At 49.5% G+C, this 16,217-nt stretch carries 13 protein-coding genes; 6 read left to right on the forward strand and 7 right to left on the reverse strand.

Annotation, left to right across the window (positions count from 1 at the left end; all coding sequences use genetic code 11):
* Positions 1-5: 5 nt before the first annotated feature.
* Entirely contained in the window at positions 6-1,139 is a 1,134-nt protein-coding gene (locus tag ABD852_RS07625; RefSeq protein WP_345027645.1) for an efflux RND transporter periplasmic adaptor subunit, read from the reverse strand.
* A gap of 46 nt (positions 1,140-1,185) precedes the next feature.
* Positions 1,186-2,553 carry a TolC family protein gene (locus ABD852_RS07630; protein WP_345027646.1) on the reverse strand — a complete coding sequence of 456 codons (1,368 nt, stop codon included), beginning with the start codon at positions 2,551-2,553 and terminating at the stop codon, positions 1,186-1,188.
* An 837-nt stretch (positions 2,554-3,390) separates the two neighbouring features.
* Between ABD852_RS07630 and ABD852_RS07635 the strand changes: the two genes are divergently transcribed.
* A complete protein-coding gene (locus tag ABD852_RS07635; RefSeq protein ID WP_345027647.1) occupies positions 3,391-4,911 on the forward strand; it encodes a type III PLP-dependent enzyme domain-containing protein in 1,521 nt (506 codons plus the stop codon).
* Positions 4,912-5,081: 170 nt separating this feature from the next.
* On the opposite strand, the gene ABD852_RS07640 is transcribed toward ABD852_RS07635, so the two are convergent.
* The 3 genes from ABD852_RS07640 to ABD852_RS07650 form a co-directional block, all read right to left on the reverse strand.
* Positions 5,082-5,600 (reverse strand): D-glycero-alpha-D-manno-heptose-1,7-bisphosphate 7-phosphatase, encoded by a 519-nt coding sequence (locus tag ABD852_RS07640; protein WP_345027648.1) that lies wholly within the window; start codon positions 5,598-5,600, stop codon positions 5,082-5,084.
* Between the two features lie 102 nt (positions 5,601-5,702).
* Positions 5,703-7,415, reverse strand: a complete 1,713-nt coding sequence (locus ABD852_RS07645) for a GMC oxidoreductase (protein ID WP_345027649.1) — start codon at positions 7,413-7,415, stop codon at positions 5,703-5,705.
* A 57-nt stretch (positions 7,416-7,472) separates the two neighbouring features.
* Positions 7,473-8,012 carry a gluconate 2-dehydrogenase subunit 3 family protein gene (locus tag ABD852_RS07650; RefSeq protein WP_345027650.1) on the reverse strand — a complete coding sequence of 180 codons (540 nt, stop codon included), beginning with the start codon at positions 8,010-8,012 and terminating at the stop codon, positions 7,473-7,475.
* 361 nt (positions 8,013-8,373) lie between these two features.
* On the opposite strand from ABD852_RS07650, the gene ABD852_RS07655 reads away from it, so the two are divergent.
* From ABD852_RS07655 to ABD852_RS07675, 5 genes are all read left to right on the forward strand, one after another.
* Complete coding sequence (locus ABD852_RS07655; RefSeq protein ID WP_345027651.1) at positions 8,374-10,530, forward strand: S9 family peptidase; 2,157 nt, start codon at positions 8,374-8,376, stop codon at positions 10,528-10,530.
* Positions 10,531-10,603: 73 nt separating this feature from the next.
* A complete protein-coding gene (locus tag ABD852_RS07660; protein ID WP_345027652.1) occupies positions 10,604-11,626 on the forward strand; it encodes a DHH family phosphoesterase in 1,023 nt (340 codons plus the stop codon).
* A 93-nt stretch (positions 11,627-11,719) separates the two neighbouring features.
* A complete protein-coding gene (locus ABD852_RS07665; protein ID WP_345027654.1) occupies positions 11,720-12,619 on the forward strand; it encodes an FKBP-type peptidyl-prolyl cis-trans isomerase in 900 nt (299 codons plus the stop codon).
* A 166-nt stretch (positions 12,620-12,785) separates the two neighbouring features.
* Complete coding sequence (gene rdgB / locus ABD852_RS07670; RefSeq protein ID WP_345027655.1) at positions 12,786-13,370, forward strand: RdgB/HAM1 family non-canonical purine NTP pyrophosphatase; 585 nt, start codon at positions 12,786-12,788, stop codon at positions 13,368-13,370.
* A 6-nt stretch (positions 13,371-13,376) separates the two neighbouring features.
* The gene (locus ABD852_RS07675; RefSeq protein ID WP_345027656.1) at positions 13,377-14,267 is read left to right on the forward strand and encodes a polyphosphate kinase 2 family protein; all 891 of its coding nucleotides are present in this window, start codon (positions 13,377-13,379) and stop codon (positions 14,265-14,267) included.
* Between the two features lie 74 nt (positions 14,268-14,341).
* Here ABD852_RS07675 and ABD852_RS07680 read toward each other — a convergent pair whose 3' ends face one another.
* Positions 14,342-15,295, reverse strand: a complete 954-nt coding sequence (locus tag ABD852_RS07680; RefSeq protein ID WP_345027657.1) for a hypothetical protein — start codon at positions 15,293-15,295, stop codon at positions 14,342-14,344.
* A gap of 319 nt (positions 15,296-15,614) precedes the next feature.
* The gene (locus ABD852_RS07685; RefSeq protein WP_345027658.1) at positions 15,615-16,121 is read right to left on the reverse strand and encodes a metallophosphoesterase family protein; all 507 of its coding nucleotides are present in this window, start codon (positions 16,119-16,121) and stop codon (positions 15,615-15,617) included.
* Positions 16,122-16,217 lie beyond the last annotated feature (96 nt).

The raw sequence follows: 16,217 nt of genomic DNA on the forward strand, positions 1-16,217 counted from the left end.
GGGGTCTAGTAGGACACGGCCTGTCCGTCTACGACTTCCTGGTAACCTTGTGTAATCACCAGATCGCCGGCGGCCAGCCCGCTCAGGATTTCTATCTTCCCGTCGTAGTTCAGGCCTGTTTCTACAATTCGCGCAGAAGCTGTCCTGGTATTTCCCTGCTGGTTTACCACGAAAACCACCTTTCCTTTTTCTGTGCTTTGTACGAAGTTCTGATCAACGACCAGTGCGTCTTTCCTGGTTACGTCATTGACCTGTACCTGTGCCATCATATTAGGCTTGAGGTCTTTGCTGTTCGGGAGGTCGGCTTCTATGGTGAATGTACGGGTAAGCGGGTCAACAGTAGTGCTCACAAAAGTGACTTTGGCAGTGTACTCGCGCTGCAGGTCAGGGAACTTCACAATCACTTCGTTTCCTCTCTTTACGCTGGCGACAAACGTATCGGCTATTTTGGCGGATACCTTCAGATTTCCCAGGTTCACTACCCGTACAACCCCTACACCCGGCTGGGCCATTTCGCCTACCCGGATATTGACCTGATCAATTGTACCGCTGATTGGCGAGACAATAGTAGACTGCGAGAGTTGAGTGTTGAGTGTAGCCAGCTTTTTTTCCAGGGCTTCTTTGTTGTTTTTTGCCTGGAGGTACTGGATCTCCGTCCCGATTTTCTGGTCCCAAAGTGACTTTTGCTTTTCGTACAAGGTGTTCACCAGTGTGAGCTGGGTTTTCAGCTCTTCCAGGCTTTCTTTTAGAATGCTGTCGTCTACCCGGGCAATTACACTCCCGACACGCACGGCGTCACCTTCTTTTACCAGTACAGCCGTAACCGCGCCGGGGGTTTTAGGGGTTACCAGTACGCTGTTCTTGGCGTCAATACTTCCCTGTACATCGATGTAGTGCTTGAACTGCTGTGCGGAAAGCGGCGAAACCGTAACGAGCTTCACCTTGTTTTCCGACCGCTTGGTGGTGTCGAGCTTCGCAATCTCGGCTTCGAGCGTTTTGATCTGCTGTTCAAGCTCGCCACGCTTCGTTTTCAGGTCGGTCAATTCTTCTTTTTTACCTTCAAGTCCTTCTTTTTTTGGTGAGCCGCAGCTTGCCATCAAAGCGACAACCGGTATCATGAATATAGCTGAACGTGACATAAGTCTCATGGAGTTAGAGTGTTTCAGTTCTTTGCAGAACCGGTTATTATTTGGTTTCGTGATAGAGTTCGCCAAGCGCTTTTTGCAGATCGACTTTGGAAATCAGCAAATCGTAGAGAGCAGCGAAGAAATTGGTTTGGGCTTCTTTCAGCGACGATTCGGCATTGATTACCTCGATGTTCGAACCTACGCCTTCCTGGTATTTGATTTTGGATACCCGTACCACCTCTTTGGCGAGGTCGATATTGCGCTGGTGCGTACCGAGCGTTTCCAATGCGTTCGATATGTTGACGCTTGCCTGCTTTGCTTCCAGGTCAATCGACTGCTCCAGCAGGCGGGAGTTGTTCTGGATTTGCTCGAGCGCTACCTTTTTCTGCTGCAACTGGAAATGCTTGGACCGGCCGTCGAAAATCGGAATTTGCAGGTTGAAATTGAATGCAGCGTTGTTAAACCATTTTTTGGTTATCAGGCTGCCAAACGTATTTTGCCCCGCGTTATACCCGTATCCGAGCGAGGCGGTTGCCACCGGCAGATAGCCGCTCCTGACGTTTTTTATATCCAGCTCGGCCAGCTTTCCCTGCGTTGCCAGCAGAGAATGCTCGATTCGTTTCGAGTAAACCGGCTGTTCCCCGTCTTTGACAAGCGCCCTGAATTCTTCCAGGTTGAGGGCGGGGTCCAGGCTGTCTGTCAGCATAATCTGCGATTCCTGGGGCATCCCCATCTGGAATTTCAGCAGGGCCTTGCTCAGGTCGATCAGGTTGGTGACTTTCTGTTTCTCGGCAAGCAGGTTGTTACGCTGCACTTCAATACGGTCTACGTCAATTCTTTCCACGAAGCCGCTCTGGTTCAAAGCCTTTGTTTCATGGAGCATTGTGTCGAGCCGGCTGATGTTAAGGTCCAGGATCTGGGCCTGCTGTTGGGCGACCTGTACGGAATAATAGGCTTTGTGAACTGCTTCGGATACTTTGACCGCTGATTGGACCGCATTCTTTTGCGCGAGTTCGCGATAGGTGGCGGCCGCTTTCAGTCCGACGAAGTAAGATCCGTTGAAAAGCAGCTGGTTGAGCGTGGCGCTGGCCATACCTGTATTCCGGATCCCGAATTCCATCGCAACGGGAGGAGAACCTTCGGGAGCAGATGGGTTAAAGGTGCTGGCCGGCACAAAGAAACGCTGGATAATCAGGTTGTTGGTATACCCGAAGTTGGCAGACAACTGGGGCAGGCCAATTGCCTTGGTTTCCCCGATCCTGGCCTCGGCCGAGATGGCGTCCAATTGCGAGTTTTTGACGTTCAGGTTTTTCTGAACCGCATATTGAACCGCTTCTTCCAGCGAAAAGGCGTCCTGGGCCTCGGCCTTCCCGACCCATACGAGTAATATCGCTAAGGGAAAAAGGCGGTAAAGAAGGTGTTTCATGTGTATAAAGAGGTTTGAGCCATGAGACGTGAGCCGGGAGCGGGGTTGATATTGGGTATGACCGGTTTTTATTACCGGCCGGGGTGCTATCGTTAACCCGACACCTCACACCTCCTCCCTCACACCTTACGGCTATTTCATAATAATTTAATTTACCTGAAGCAGTGTTTTGAACAGGCAGGAAATCTGTATGCACAACGTACTCGCCTCGGTTGCCACTTAACCAGGGTTTTGGAAATGCAAAAGAAAACAATGATGCCGGGCGGCGCTTACCGGGTTCTGAAACCTCGGTAAAGGAAGTTCGTTAGTGACATGGTAAGTTAATTTGTTGTATTTTTTGTGGTTCGGTAAGAAGTCCTTTCGGTTTTTCAGCCTACAAAGTTTTCATATTATTTTGTTCTTTACAAGGTTTATGCGTGATTTCTTGTCCTATGACAAGCCCTTTTTTGATTGAGCTGACGGTACTTCCTTTTGTAGCCGGCTTGCGAACGCTCGTAGTTGGTTTGGTTCATTAATTGTACTTTATGATGGTTTTTATGTGATTACGGAGTGACCCGAAATCGGAAGCGGAAAATCAGCCTCCCCGGGAAATTGGTTAAACCGCTTCCCGGTTTCAGATTTTTGACTCTTGATTTCAGCCCTCCGGTCGCCCCCGTCCCATTGCCCTGAAAATTGACGAAAAGTAAGGGAACTGTTGTTTGTAAAATTTGGTATTTATCTTGAATTTCGTGCTCTTTTTTAGACAGGTGGCGCATGAGGTTTACCGGGTGTATGAGAGAGGTATCAGCGGTGAGGTAGCCGGCTGAAGGGTATTGTTAAATAGTTGTTAAGCAAGCGATGAAAAGTTACATTGATCTGATCCAGCAGTCATTTGAGTTTCCCACTATGGAGTTCAATGTGGAGGACAATCAGCTTTTGTTCAATAATGTACCGTTGATGGATATTATCAACGAGCATGGCACACCTTTGAAACTGACTTACCTGCCAAAAATAGGGGAGCACATAGAAAATGCCCGGATGTTTTTTCGGAATGCCTTCAAGCGGCATAACTACAAGGGTACCTATACGTATTGTTATTGTACAAAATCGTCTCACTTCAGCTTCGTACTGGAGGAAGCGCTGAAACATAACATCCATATTGAAACGTCTTCGTCCTATGATATACCCATTATCAGGGAGCTGTACCGGACGGGGCACATCACCAAGTCGACTTATATCCTGGCGAACGGTTTCAAACGCCCGCTTTATACCCAATACCTGAGCGAGCTGATTAACGAGGGCTTCAATGCCATACCGATTCTCGACAACCTTAAGGAAATTGAGTCCTACGAGCAGTTGACGAATGCCGAAACGGTTAATTTCGGGATCAGGATCGCTACGGACGAGGAGCCGAATTTTGCTTTCTATACTTCGAGGCTGGGCATTCGCTATAACGATGTGCTGGATCTGTATAAGGAAAAAATCAAGCCTAACCCGAGGTTTAACCTCAAAATGCTTCATTTCTTTATCAATACAGGCATTAAAGACAGCGCCTACTACTGGAGCGAGCTTACCCGTTTCATGTTCAAGTATTGCGAAATGCAAAAGATTTGCCCCGAACTCGATTCTATCGATATCGGTGGTGGTCTGCCCATTCAGACATCGCTGACTTCCAACTATGACTACCAGCAGATGGTGGACGAAATTGTGGAGAATATCCAGTGGATCTGCAACAAGAACAATGTACCGGTGCCACACATATTCACCGAGTTCGGGAGTTACACGGTCGGGGAGAGCGGCGCCGTAATGTACAAGGTGATTGATAAGAAACTTCAGAACGATAAGGAGCTGTGGTACATGATTGACGGCTCTTTTATTACGCATCTGCCGGATTCGTGGGGAATGAACCAGAAGTATATCATGATGCCGATCAACAACTGGGACAACCCTTATCAAAAGGTTAATCTTGGCGGACTCACCTGCGATTCTCAGGATTTTTACAACACGGAAATGCACAGTTCCGATCTGTACCTGCCCATTTTCACGGAAGATGAGACCCAATATATCGGATTCTTTCACACAGGTGCCTACCAGGAATCGTTGGGCGGCTACGGGGGCATTCAGCATTGCCTGATACCCGCTCCCAAGCATGTGCTGATCGACCGGGACGAGGAGGGAGCAATTGTAACGCGCGTTTTTGCCGATGCCCAGGACAGTGAATCGATGCTGAAGATTTTAGGCTATGGCCGGGACCGGGCCTTTGTGGAAAAGAAGATGGAAAAGCTGCAGGAAGAGCCGCGCCCGGAGGAAGTCGCGGAGGTTGAGGAGAAAGGGGCTGTGGCAAAAAAAGCCGAAAAAAGGCAACTAATTCAAAAATAAAACGTTAGTATTGGAATATTGTTCTCATCAGACAGAACCCAGACGATGAAAAAGGCTTTTTTGCTACTTACTTTGGGCGGTTTGCTTGCGCTTGGCGCTTGTTCAAGGAAGACTTGCCCGGCCTATAGCAGCGCGCCCAAGGCTCCTGCTGAAGGAGTGGCACAGCGGGTTTAATACCCACCCTCCAGGATCGCTTTTACTGCTGAGCTGAAGTCCGCTACGCGTAGGTCCGCCTCGGTGGCTACGGCAGTATTTTTAATTAATATTGTTTTTACCCCAGCCTTATTTCCTGCAGTAACATCGCGTTCCTGATCGCCGATCATCCATGACAGGCGCGGGTCAATACGATACCGGGCCATAGCGCGTTCAATGAGTAACGAACCGGGTTTACGGCTCAGTGAGCGGGTTGTGAAAGCCTCGTGCTCGGGAGCAAAGTAAAGATCATCCAGGACATTTCCGTAAGCGGTATTCAGAAAGTCGTGTACCTGCCTGACTTCTTCCGGACCGTAAAGCCCTTTTGAAATTCCGGCCTGGTTGGTGATCACAATGAGCAGGAAGCCGGCCTGCTTCAGTTGAGAAAGACCTTCCCTGACGCCTTCGGGGAAGCGGACCAGGTGAGTTTGGTACAAATACCCATCCAGGTCCTGGTTAAGGACGCCATCGCGGTCGAGGAATACACATTTGTTCATGGGAAATACTAAAACGAAATGCAGGTAAGCCGGTATAACCGGGGCGTTTCGTGATGAAACAAATTCTGAAGCCGCCTGACCGGCGGCTTCAGAATTGCCGGTTTAAAGATTTTTGCGCTTTAATTCCTTCACAGCATGATCGGCTGCCCGGGCAGTCAGCGCCATGTAGGTAAGCGACGGGTTCACGCATGACGCCGAGGTCATCGATGCCCCGTCCGTAACGAATACGTTTTTAACGGCGTGAACCTGGTTAAATGCGTTGAGAACGGATGTTTTTGGATCCCGGCCCATGCGCGCGGTGCCCATTTCATGAATCGCCATTCCCAGGTAAGACCCGTTGTCATAAGTACGCACATTCTTCACCCCGGACCGCTCCAGCATTTCGGCCGCGTCGTTTTTCATATCCTGGCGCATCTTGTGCTCGTTTTCCCTCAGATCGGCGTCGAATACTACGGTCGGAATCCCGAATTTGTCTTTCTTATCCTTGTTGAGGTACATGTGGTTTTCATGGTAGGGAAGGGTTTCGCCAAACCCGCCGAAGCCAATGGACCAGCTTCCCGGTTTGGTCAGCGCTTCTTTCAGCTCTGCGCCGAAAGCATGCTCCGCTATGTTGCGTTGCCAGCCGGAACGGCTGCCGCCTCCCTGGAAACCGAAGCCCCGCAGGTAGTCCCGCTTGTCATTTCCAAAGTTACGGTAGCGCGGAATGTAAATGCCGTTGGCGCGCCTTCCAAAATAATAGGTATCCGCTCCGCCTTCCCAGGTGCCGCTTGCGCCGGTTCTGAAATGGTGGTCCATCAGGTTGTGACCGAGTTCCCCGGAGTCGTTGCCAAGCCCGTTCGGGAAACGGCTGGAGGTAGAGTTCAGGAGCGTTACCGTAGACCCGATGGCTCCGCCGCATACGAACACGATTTTAGAAAAGAATTCGCGCTCTTCCAGGGTTTGCGTATCGACCACCTTTACGCCTTTCGCGCGTTGCGATCCGTTGTCATAAATAATGCTGCTCACCATACTGTTCGGACGCAGCGTGAGACGACCTGTTTTGACGGCCGCCGGCAGGGTACTGGATTGTGTGCTGAAATAAGCGCCGTAAGGGCAGCCCAGAGAGCACAAGTTACGATACTGGCAGGAAGCCCTTCCCTGATCCAGCTGAATTTTCGAAGCCTTTGAAAGGTTGGCCACCCTGCCGATGGTCATGGTACGGCCCGGAAATTCTTTTTCAAGCCTTTTTCTTACCTCCTTTTCGACATAGTACATGTCCATTGGCGGTAGAAATTCGCTGTCGGGAAGCTGTGGAAGGCCCAGTTTTTCTCCTGAGATGCCGACATGCTTCTCAACGTAGCTGTACCAGGGTGCAATGTCTTTGTAGCGAATGGGCCAGTCAATGGCAATGCCGTCTTTCAGGTTCGCTTCAAAATCAAGATCGCTCCAGCGGTAGGACTGCCGGCCCCACATGATTGATTTCCCGCCTACGATGTCCGGCCGGAACCAGTCGAACCGTTTTTTTTCTTCGTAGGGGGCCTCCATGTCGTTCATCCAGTACTTTTCGGTCATCTCATTGTAGGGATAGTCCCGCGACAGGAACGGATGCGTTTCTTTTTGCCGAATGGTAAGCCGCCCGTTGTATTTCTTTTCCCAGGGGGCTTTCAGGGCGTTTTCGTAGCCGCTCACATGCTCAAGAGGCTTGCCTCTTTCAAGCATCAGAACTTTCAAACCCTTTTCTGTGAGCTCTTTGGCGGCCCATCCGCCCGAGACTCCGGAGCCAATGACAATAGCGTCATAGGTAATGTCTTTTATTGCGTCAATATTCAGGTACATGGTTGATATTCTTGGAGTGGTAACAATGCGCACAGTTTTGAAAAAGGAAGGCCGCCTCTATAGCGCCCATGCCTTTTGGTCGGGCTTTAAAGGGTAAGACCCCTCAAAACGGCCTGGAACCGGCAGGTAGTCAAGGGCCTGTGTCGCGCCAACTTCCGAAGTAAAATAACCGGTGATCGTCAGGCTTTTCAGGAGCTGGAAAAAATCTTTATCACCGGTCACCGCATCGCTCACAATTGTGTTTTTCTGATCAGCCGACAATGCCGAAAAGGCTTTTCCAAATCTGCTGACCGCGTTTTTGTCGAGCCGGTCCAGTCCTGCGAAAAATGCTTCCTGGTCTTTCGGAACGTAACAGTCGCGGATTACCCGTAAAATGAAATTTTCAACGCCGGCGGCTTTCGCGCCGGGGGTCGAAGTAGCCGGAATGATTACATCGGCCACTTCAGCAACCAGTTTTTCCTGTAGCGGAGTAACGGGTGCGGAAGGTCCGGAGTATATCTTTTCGCCCAGAACGCCGGCTTGCAGCGGGGCGGTAAAAGCTACCCCTAATACCGCGGAAAGCCTGATCATGACTTCCCTCCTGTTGATTTTGGTCATCTTTGTGATATTTGTTAAGCTTGTTTGCTAATTTTTTCCCGGCTTCATTCCTAATAGAGCCACTTACAGATAACGGGAACGGGCTGTTTTGAAACTTCAATACTACTTAATTTGGGTAAGCTCTCAAATGGGGAAAGCTTTATTTATAAAGAATATAAAACTCGGAACGATGCATTCATTTCAACCTGAAATGTGTCTATTTTTGTCCCGATTCGTGCCAAACCAAAAACAGTGGTAGTGACCGGAAATCGGGAGTCGGAAATCGGAAGTCGGAAATCGGTCCGGCGGACAGAAACCGGTTACCGGGTGTGGCCTGATCCTCCGGCTAACTGACCGCTGAATACTCACACCTTAATTATATATGAAAACCCGTGTCTGGCTGCCGGTGCTGCTTATAGCCGCCGCAGCGTGTAATCAATCTCCCAAAATGAATAGAAAACCGCATCAATGGCCGGAAGGAGTTGCCGCGCCCGTAGCCGAGAAAATCCCTCACATCCGCACGATTCACGGAGATACCGTGACCGACAACTATTACTGGATGATCGATTTTTTTAAAAAGGGACCGGATAGCAGTAAAGTAACAGATTACCTGGAAGCCGAGAATGCCTACCTGGAGAAAATGATGGCCGGGACCGCGGACTTCCAGGCCAGCCTCTTCAAAGAATTGAAGGGCAGAATCAAGGAAACAGATGAAAGTGTCCCGGTATTCAAAAACGGGTATTACTATTATTCGAGAACTGAAGACGGGAAACAATATTTCAAATATTGCCGTAAGAAAGGCTCGCTCGATGCAAAAGAAGAGGTACTGGCAGACGTAGACAAAATGGCCGAGGGGCACGCCTATTACGCTGCGACCGGGTTCAATGTAAGCCCTGACAACCGTCTCATGGCCTTCGGCGTGGATACGGTTTCCAGGCGTCAGTATACGCTTTACATCAAAAATATAGAAACCGGGGAGATTTTTCCGGAAAGCATTGAAAATACCTCTGGCGGGTCAGCCTGGGCAAACGATAACAAAACGCTTTTTTATACCTCGAAAAATGCTGAAACGCTTTTGAGCGAGAAAATAAAGCGCCACGTTCTGGGCAGCGGGGCTGCTGACGATGTTACGGTTTACCACGAAAAGGACAATACGAACTACATCGGCGTGAGTAAGTCGAAGGAGGGCAATCACATTGTGATCGGTTCGTCGGGAACCCTGTCGTCCGAATATTATTACCTGGATGCCAACCGTCCTGCCGGGGATTTCAAACGATTCACCGCGCGCAGGAAAGATGTCCTTTATAGCATCACCCCGCTTGAAGACCGGTTCCTGATCCTTACAAATTGGAATGCAAAGAATTTCAGGCTCATGGAGTGCCCGCTGGACAAGACGGAGTTTACGGAATGGAAGGAAGTCGTTCCGCATCGCGCGGAAGTGCTCTTGTCGGAAGTGGACGTGTTCAAAGGGTTCCTGGTGTTGTCGGAGCGGAAAAACGGGTTGGTGCAGTTACGGGTCATCAACCGGGTGAGCGGAGACGACCATTACCTCGATTTCGGCGAGCCGACCTATGATGCTTATACCGGTGCTAACCCGGACTATGCGAGCGCCGGCCTGCGCTATCATTATACTTCCATGACCACCCCGAATTCCACCTACGACTATGACATGCTGAGCCGTAAAAAGGAGCTGAAAAAACAGCAGGAGGTGCTCGGCGGTTATAACGCCTCCGACTACGAAACCGAACGCTTGTATGCTACCTCGCGGGATGGCAAAAAGGTGCCGATTTCGGTGGTATATAAAAAAGGGTTTAAAAAAGACGGCAATGCACCGCTTCTGTTGTACGCCTATGGCTCATACGGGCTTAGCATGGACGCGGGTTTCAGCAGCAGCCGGCTGAGCCTGCTGAACCGCGGTTTCGCATTTGCGATTGCGCACATCAGGGGTGGTGAGGAAATGGGGCGCTACTGGTACGAGGAAGGTAAAATGATGAACAAAAAAAATACGTTCAACGATTTTATTGATTGTGCGCATTTCCTGGTCGAACAAAAATATACAACGCCGGCACATCTGTACGCGCAGGGCGGAAGCGCCGGCGGCTTGTTGATGGGCGCGGTTATCAACCAGGAACCGGAACTGTGGAACGGGGTGATTGCCGATGTCCCTTTTGTAGATGTAGTGAATACCATGCTGGATGAGAGCATCCCCCTTACAACGAACGAATTTGATGAATGGGGGAATCCTAAGGAGAAAGACGCCTATTTTTATATCAAAAGTTATTCGCCTTACGAAAACATTCGGCCTCTGAATTATCCCCACCTGTTGGTCACCACGGGATTGCATGATAGCCAGGTCCAGTATTTCGAGCCGGCGAAGTGGGTGGCCAAGCTCAGAGAAACCCGGACGGGCGATCATCTTATTCTTTTTAAGACCAATATGGAATTCGGGCATGGAGGGGCATCCGGGAGATTTGATTACCTGAAAGAAGTTGCCCTTGAATATGCCTTCCTGTTTGCCCTGGAGGGGATTTCAGAGTAACCCAGGTGAAAATATAAGGATACCGGCGGGGTTTCGTAGCTTTGCGGGTGCTCAAATCTAAAGTTGAAATTTTGTGGCTTACCTTACTGATGTCGTAAGACATTTATTACAAAGACCGGCCCGGGTGGTGGTTACCATGCACCGGGACCCGGATGCAGATGCCATGGGGTCTTCGCTGGCATGGGCGGCCTTTCTGAAAAAGCTGGGCCATACGGTGATCGTTATCAGCCCGACTGAAATCCCTGAAAACCTGAAATGGATGACCGGCAGCGCTGACGTGCTGAATTTTGAAGACCGGAAGGGAGGACGGGCCGAAAGTATCCAGGCGATCAATTCCGCAGAATGGATCTCATGTCTGGACTTCTCTTCGATAGGGCGGTTGAAGGACCTGGCGCCGTTTATTACCAGGAGCAAAGCGCCTGTCCTGGTAATTGATCACCATTTGGACCCCGAGCCTTTTGCAACTTTCCTGGTTTCGGATGTGACGGCCGCGGCTACGGCGCAAATTATCTACCGGTGCATCCGGGAGTGGGACGAAAGCCTCATGGATACTGAAATAGCGGAGTGCCTTTACGCCGGGATAATGACGGATACGGGATCTTTCAGGCACAACAATACCACCCGGGAAGTTCACCTGCTGGTAGCCGACCTCATGCAGTATCAGATTGAGGTGGACAAGGTGCACCGGCTGATTTTTGACAATAGCCCGCTCTCGCGCCTCCATTTGCTGGGACATTCGCTGTCGACTATCCGGGTACTACCCGAGTACCGGACGTCTTTTATGACGCTCACCCATAAAACGCTGGAAGATTTCCAGTCTAACACCGGGGATACCGACGGTATTGTGAATTATGGCCTTCAGATTGAGGGAGTCGTGATGACTGCCTTATTCATCGAAAGGAATAACGAAGTTAAAATATCGTTCCGGTCCGTAGCCGATTTCTCGGTGAGAGAGCTTGCACACGCACATTTTGAAGGCGGGGGGCATAAAAATGCTTCAGGCGGAAGAAGTAATTTAAGTTTATCGGCAACAATTGAAAAATTTTTAGGAATTTTGCCGCACTATCAGGAGCAGCTCAATGCTGTGAAGAAGTAGCCCGGGATTATTTGCACCCGGACTATTTTTTTTAGCCATCTGATACCGTTTTCAAAACAATCGCCAAAAACGTATACTTATCTTAAAATAATAATGACTTTAAAAGCTACATCTGTCGTATTTTTATTCGCTGCTCTGGCCTTGGTCGGTTGTGACAAATATAAGACAAAGGTTACCGAAAGTGGTTTGAAATACCAGCTGCACGAACATAAAGACGGTGGACGTCAGGTGAAAGTGGGTGACGTGGTTTCTTTTCACCTGGTGCTGAAAAACAGCGAAGATTCAGTGTTGAACGACACCTACAAGAGCAAGAACCCGATCAGGATGATGTACCAGCAGCCGGAATTCAAAGGAAGCTTTGAAGAAGGGCTTGGTATGCTTTCAGTTGGTGACAGCGCCACTTTTTACGTGAATGCCGATAGCATGTTCGCCAAGATGCACCAACCGCTTCCCCCTATTATCAAGAAAGGATCGGACCTGGTGTTCCGTGTTAAATTGTTAAATGCGCAAACCCCGGAAGAATTTCAGAAAACGCGGGCTGAAGACGTTGAAAAACAAAAAGGACTTGACGAGGAGATTATTAAAAAATACCTCGCCGATTCAAGCCTGACCGGCAAGGCGACCAGAAGTGCTTCCGGTCTCTACTATATTGTGACAAAGCCCGGAGAAGGGGCGAAGCCGGCAGCCGGTGACAAAATTACCGTACACTACAAAGGAACTTTGCTTGACGGCACGGTATTTGACGGCTCGCAGCAGCCCGGCCGTGATGGTAACCCGTTTGAGTTTAACGTAGGTACCGGAATGGTAATTCCAGGCTGGGACGAAGGTCTGATCGGCATGTCAAAAGGAGAAAAAGGAATTTTGCTGATCCCTTCGGCTCTTGGTTACGGACCGGATGGTTCAGGCCCGATTCCGCCGAATTCTGTGCTTCGCTTTGATCTAGAACTGTTGAATGTGACGCCGCAGCCGAAAGCGGCCGCGCCTAAGAAATAGGTCCGGAAGATAATTTGCAGAGTCCCCTGTGCATTGCGCAGGGGATTTTTTTTGCATGATGGTAGAGATAAAATAGAAAAAACCGGAAAAATAACGGCAGATTAGCATTTGTTCGGGTGGAGGCGAAGGACGGCTTCTCCAGATTTTACATAATTGAAGATAAATCATGCTTACATTGTGTTTTGCAACCAACAATCGCCACAAATTAGAAGAAGTACAGCAGGCGCTTGGCGCAGGCGTTAAATTGGTTACGCTGGAAGATATTGGCTGCTATGACGAAATCGAGGAGCCTTTTGATACCATTCAGAAAAACTCCGAAGCCAAAGCACGCTTCGTATGGGACCGGTATGGGATAGATACTTTTGCCGATGACAGCGGGCTGGTAATACCGGCTCTGAATGGGGAGCCGGGAGTATATTCTGCCCGCTATGCAGGCCCCCAGCGGGATGACAAGGATAATATTCGTTTGGTTTGGGAGAAACTTGCTGATAAAAGCGACCGGAGCGCCTATTTTATTACGGTGATTACGCTGATGCTGAATGGTCGTCTTTACGCCTTTGAAGGAATTGTGAACGGTACCATTCTGCCTGAAGAACGTGGAAATAACGGCTTTGGATACGACCCGGTTTTCCTGCCCGAAGGCTCGGAGCAGACCTTTGCCGAAATGTCGCTGCAGGAAAAATCGGAGCTTAGTCACCGTGCCCGGGCCGTCCGGAAATTGAATGAATTTTTAACCAGAAACTTTCAGTAGCTGCTCATGGGAAAGTACAACAGAAAAGATTTTTTGGCGGACGGTTCAACGCCCTTTGAAATCAGTAGAGCCGCAACCCGGATCAAGGACATTTATGACGACAAGAAGGAGTATGAAAAAATGCTCGAGGAGTCGATTCATGACCTGGATGAACTGCAGAATATGATGTACGCCCACAACCGGTACGGATTGCTGGTCGTGTTTCAGGCACTTGATGCGGCGGGCAAGGATGGCACGATCCGGCATGTGCTGTCAGGGGTTAATCCGGCGGGAATCCGGGTCCATTCCTTTAAACGGCCCACTTCGCTGGAGCTGGAGCACGACTTTATGTGGCGGACCACCGCCGCGCTGCCCGAGCGTGGCTCTATTACCATATTTAACCGGAGCTACTATGAAGAAGTTTTGGTGGTGAAGGTTCATCCCGAAATTCTCAGGGAAGGCCAGCTGCTGCCCGACGAGCTGAAGGTGGATGTAGATAAGGTGATGAAGAACCGCTACAAAGACATTAAGAATTTTGAAAAATATTTGTACCGGAACGGTATCCGCGTAATTAAGTTTTTTCTGAACGTCTCCAAGGCGGAACAGGGCGCGCGGCTGATTGAGAGAATACAGGACCCTGGCAAGAACTGGAAGTTTGAAGAGGGGGACGTAAAAGAAAGAGATTACTGGGATGCTTACCAGCAGGCGTTCGAAACCTGCATTAATGAAACGGCTACCGAAAAATGTCCCTGGTACGTGATCCCTGCGGACGACAAAAAGAATATGCGGCTGATTGTCGGGAAAATCATCGGTGACGAGCTAAAGAAGATGGATTTGTTTTACCCCGAAACTTCGCCCGAACGCGCGGCCGAGCTTACGCGCTATATCGACATTATCAAAGAGCAGGGCAAAGCATAAAGCGACCGGCCCGGGTGTTCCGGAACCGATCGCCTGTGGTTGTACCGAATGGTACGGGGTGTGGATTATGAAATTTATCTGATTACGATGTTGCTTGTACCGATTTTGTAACCTTCGGAGTAAAGCTCAACATTGTACTTGCCGGGGCGGAATTGTGCGGCGTAATCGTATACCATTTCCACCTTCTGGTTGTCATTGGTATAGCTTACCACTTCGCGGGTGGTGTATTTCGAATCTTCGCCTGATACGGTTGTGAAGTTTCCGCCGGCAATGGCTTCATCCGCTAGCACGGCTCCTTCCGGATCAAGAACGCGCATGTAAATTTCTTTATTTTCCTGCTTTGTAAGCGGGTTTTCAGCAAGGTTGAAAGCTACTTTTATCTTGTCGACTTTCCGTGCTTTGTAGCTGTCTTTTTCCCTTTCTTTTCCTCTCGAATTGATTGCAGTTACATTGAGATTCTGGGCTTTCAAGGCAGATGCGAGGTTGACTTTTTCAGTCAGTACGCGGTTTTCCTGGTTGAACAGGCTAACGGTATCGGTCAGTTCCTGCTGGCGGCGCTGAAGGTTGGCACGGTCCTCGTTCAAGGTGCCGATCTCACTGTTCAGGGTTTCGTTGGTTGAAGCCAAACGCTCGTTCTCTTCTTTCAAGGCGGCGATTTCCGTATCCTTTTCCGCAAGGAATTTCTCGTAGTTTTTGATTTTGGCCAGGTACTTCCTGTTTTCTACGCGATCTCCTTTTTTCAGCTGGGCCAGGTCTGCCTCGAGTTTTGCTTTAACTGATTCCAATTCGGTGACGTTGCCGCCCAGCCTGGTTACTTCGGCAATTTTTTCATCCAAAGCGCGGGAAACAGAATCAAGCTTGGTTTTGGTAAAAGCTATTTCTTTTGCTTTCGCTACAATTTCTGTTTGTTGCGTAGCCAGGTCTCCCTTTTGCTGGAAGAACAGGAAGCCGAAGATACCTGCAACAAGTGCCAGGAGGCCTACCAGGATCCAGGGAGCAGAAGTTTGATTTTCTGATTGAGTGCTCATCTTTTGCGATTTGTGAGTTTTTGTTAATGATCAAACAGACAAAGATTTACTGTTGCCGTGGATAGGGAAAAAACTATGCCATATTTAGAGAAAGCCCGAAAACGGGCCGGAGGGCAGGATTTGTAGAAAACTGTGTAAAATATAACGGTGGCGGAAACACCTGTCCGTTATATTTTAAAAAGTGAAAAAATGCAAGATTCCGCGCAAAAAGAGGCCTTCAGGCGACCGAAACGCCTTGTTAAGAATCAATTCTACAAAATTCCACAATTTGCAGGGGGAGTCAGCAACTTCTGACAGGCGGTAGTGCCTGCCTGAGCGTTCAGATTTGGCCTCTCTTTCCCATCTCAATTACCGCCATGTCTTTTACGCGCCCGGCATCAAGTGTAAACTTCAGGGCGGTGCGCATATGATGGAAGCCTTCCCGGCCCGCTGCGCCGGGATTAAGGTAGAGCATTTGCCCGAAGGCCGGGTCTTTCATTACGCGTAAAATGTGTGAGTGTCCGCAAATAAACAGGTCGGGCGGGGTTTGACGCAGCGAGCGCCGGACTGCGGGATTGTACCGGGGAGGGTAACCTCCTATATGCGTCATCCAAATTGACAGCCCTTCCAGTTCAAACCTTTGATGTTCCGGGGCCAGTTGCCTGATTTCGTGATGATCGATATTCCCGAAAACCATTCGGGTCGGCCTGAAAGCCTGCAGCGCTTCGATAATCGCTACCGTGCCGATGTCACCTGCATGCCAGATCTCGTCGCAATTTTCAAAATACCCGAAAAGAGCCTCATCAAGGTATCCATGTGTGTCGGAAAGGAGCCCGATTTGTTTCATAGGGGTGAGGTTTGAGCAGTGAGGTGTTAGTTTGAGCAGTGAGGTGTTAGACGGATATTGAAAGTGGAAAGGAAATACTGCGCGTCGGGTTCTCCA

This window comes from Ravibacter arvi (assembly GCF_039540405.1).
Taxonomy (GTDB): Bacteria; Bacteroidota; Bacteroidia; order Cytophagales; family Spirosomataceae; genus Ravibacter; species Ravibacter arvi.

What these genes read in the sequence shown, in the direction of transcription:
- ABD852_RS07625 (WP_345027645.1), bottom strand. Translation starts at nt 1,139, where the DNA reads ATGTCACGTTCAGCTATATTCATGATACCGGTTGTCGCTTTGATGGCA.
- ABD852_RS07630 (WP_345027646.1), bottom strand. Translation starts at nt 2,553, where the DNA reads ATGAAACACCTTCTTTACCGCCTTTTTCCCTTAGCGATATTACTCGTA.
- ABD852_RS07635 (WP_345027647.1), top strand. Translation starts at nt 3,391, where the DNA reads ATGAAAAGTTACATTGATCTGATCCAGCAGTCATTTGAGTTTCCCACT.
- ABD852_RS07640 (WP_345027648.1), bottom strand. Translation starts at nt 5,600, where the DNA reads ATGAACAAATGTGTATTCCTCGACCGCGATGGCGTCCTTAACCAGGAC.
- ABD852_RS07645 (WP_345027649.1), bottom strand. Translation starts at nt 7,415, where the DNA reads ATGTACCTGAATATTGACGCAATAAAAGACATTACCTATGACGCTATT.
- ABD852_RS07650 (WP_345027650.1), bottom strand. Translation starts at nt 8,012, where the DNA reads ATGACCAAAATCAACAGGAGGGAAGTCATGATCAGGCTTTCCGCGGTA.
- ABD852_RS07655 (WP_345027651.1), top strand. Translation starts at nt 8,374, where the DNA reads ATGAAAACCCGTGTCTGGCTGCCGGTGCTGCTTATAGCCGCCGCAGCG.
- ABD852_RS07665 (WP_345027654.1), top strand. Translation starts at nt 11,720, where the DNA reads ATGACTTTAAAAGCTACATCTGTCGTATTTTTATTCGCTGCTCTGGCC.
- rdgB (WP_345027655.1), top strand. Translation starts at nt 12,786, where the DNA reads ATGCTTACATTGTGTTTTGCAACCAACAATCGCCACAAATTAGAAGAA.
- ABD852_RS07675 (WP_345027656.1), top strand. Translation starts at nt 13,377, where the DNA reads ATGGGAAAGTACAACAGAAAAGATTTTTTGGCGGACGGTTCAACGCCC.
- ABD852_RS07680 (WP_345027657.1), bottom strand. Translation starts at nt 15,295, where the DNA reads ATGAGCACTCAATCAGAAAATCAAACTTCTGCTCCCTGGATCCTGGTA.
- ABD852_RS07685 (WP_345027658.1), bottom strand. Translation starts at nt 16,121, where the DNA reads ATGAAACAAATCGGGCTCCTTTCCGACACACATGGATACCTTGATGAG.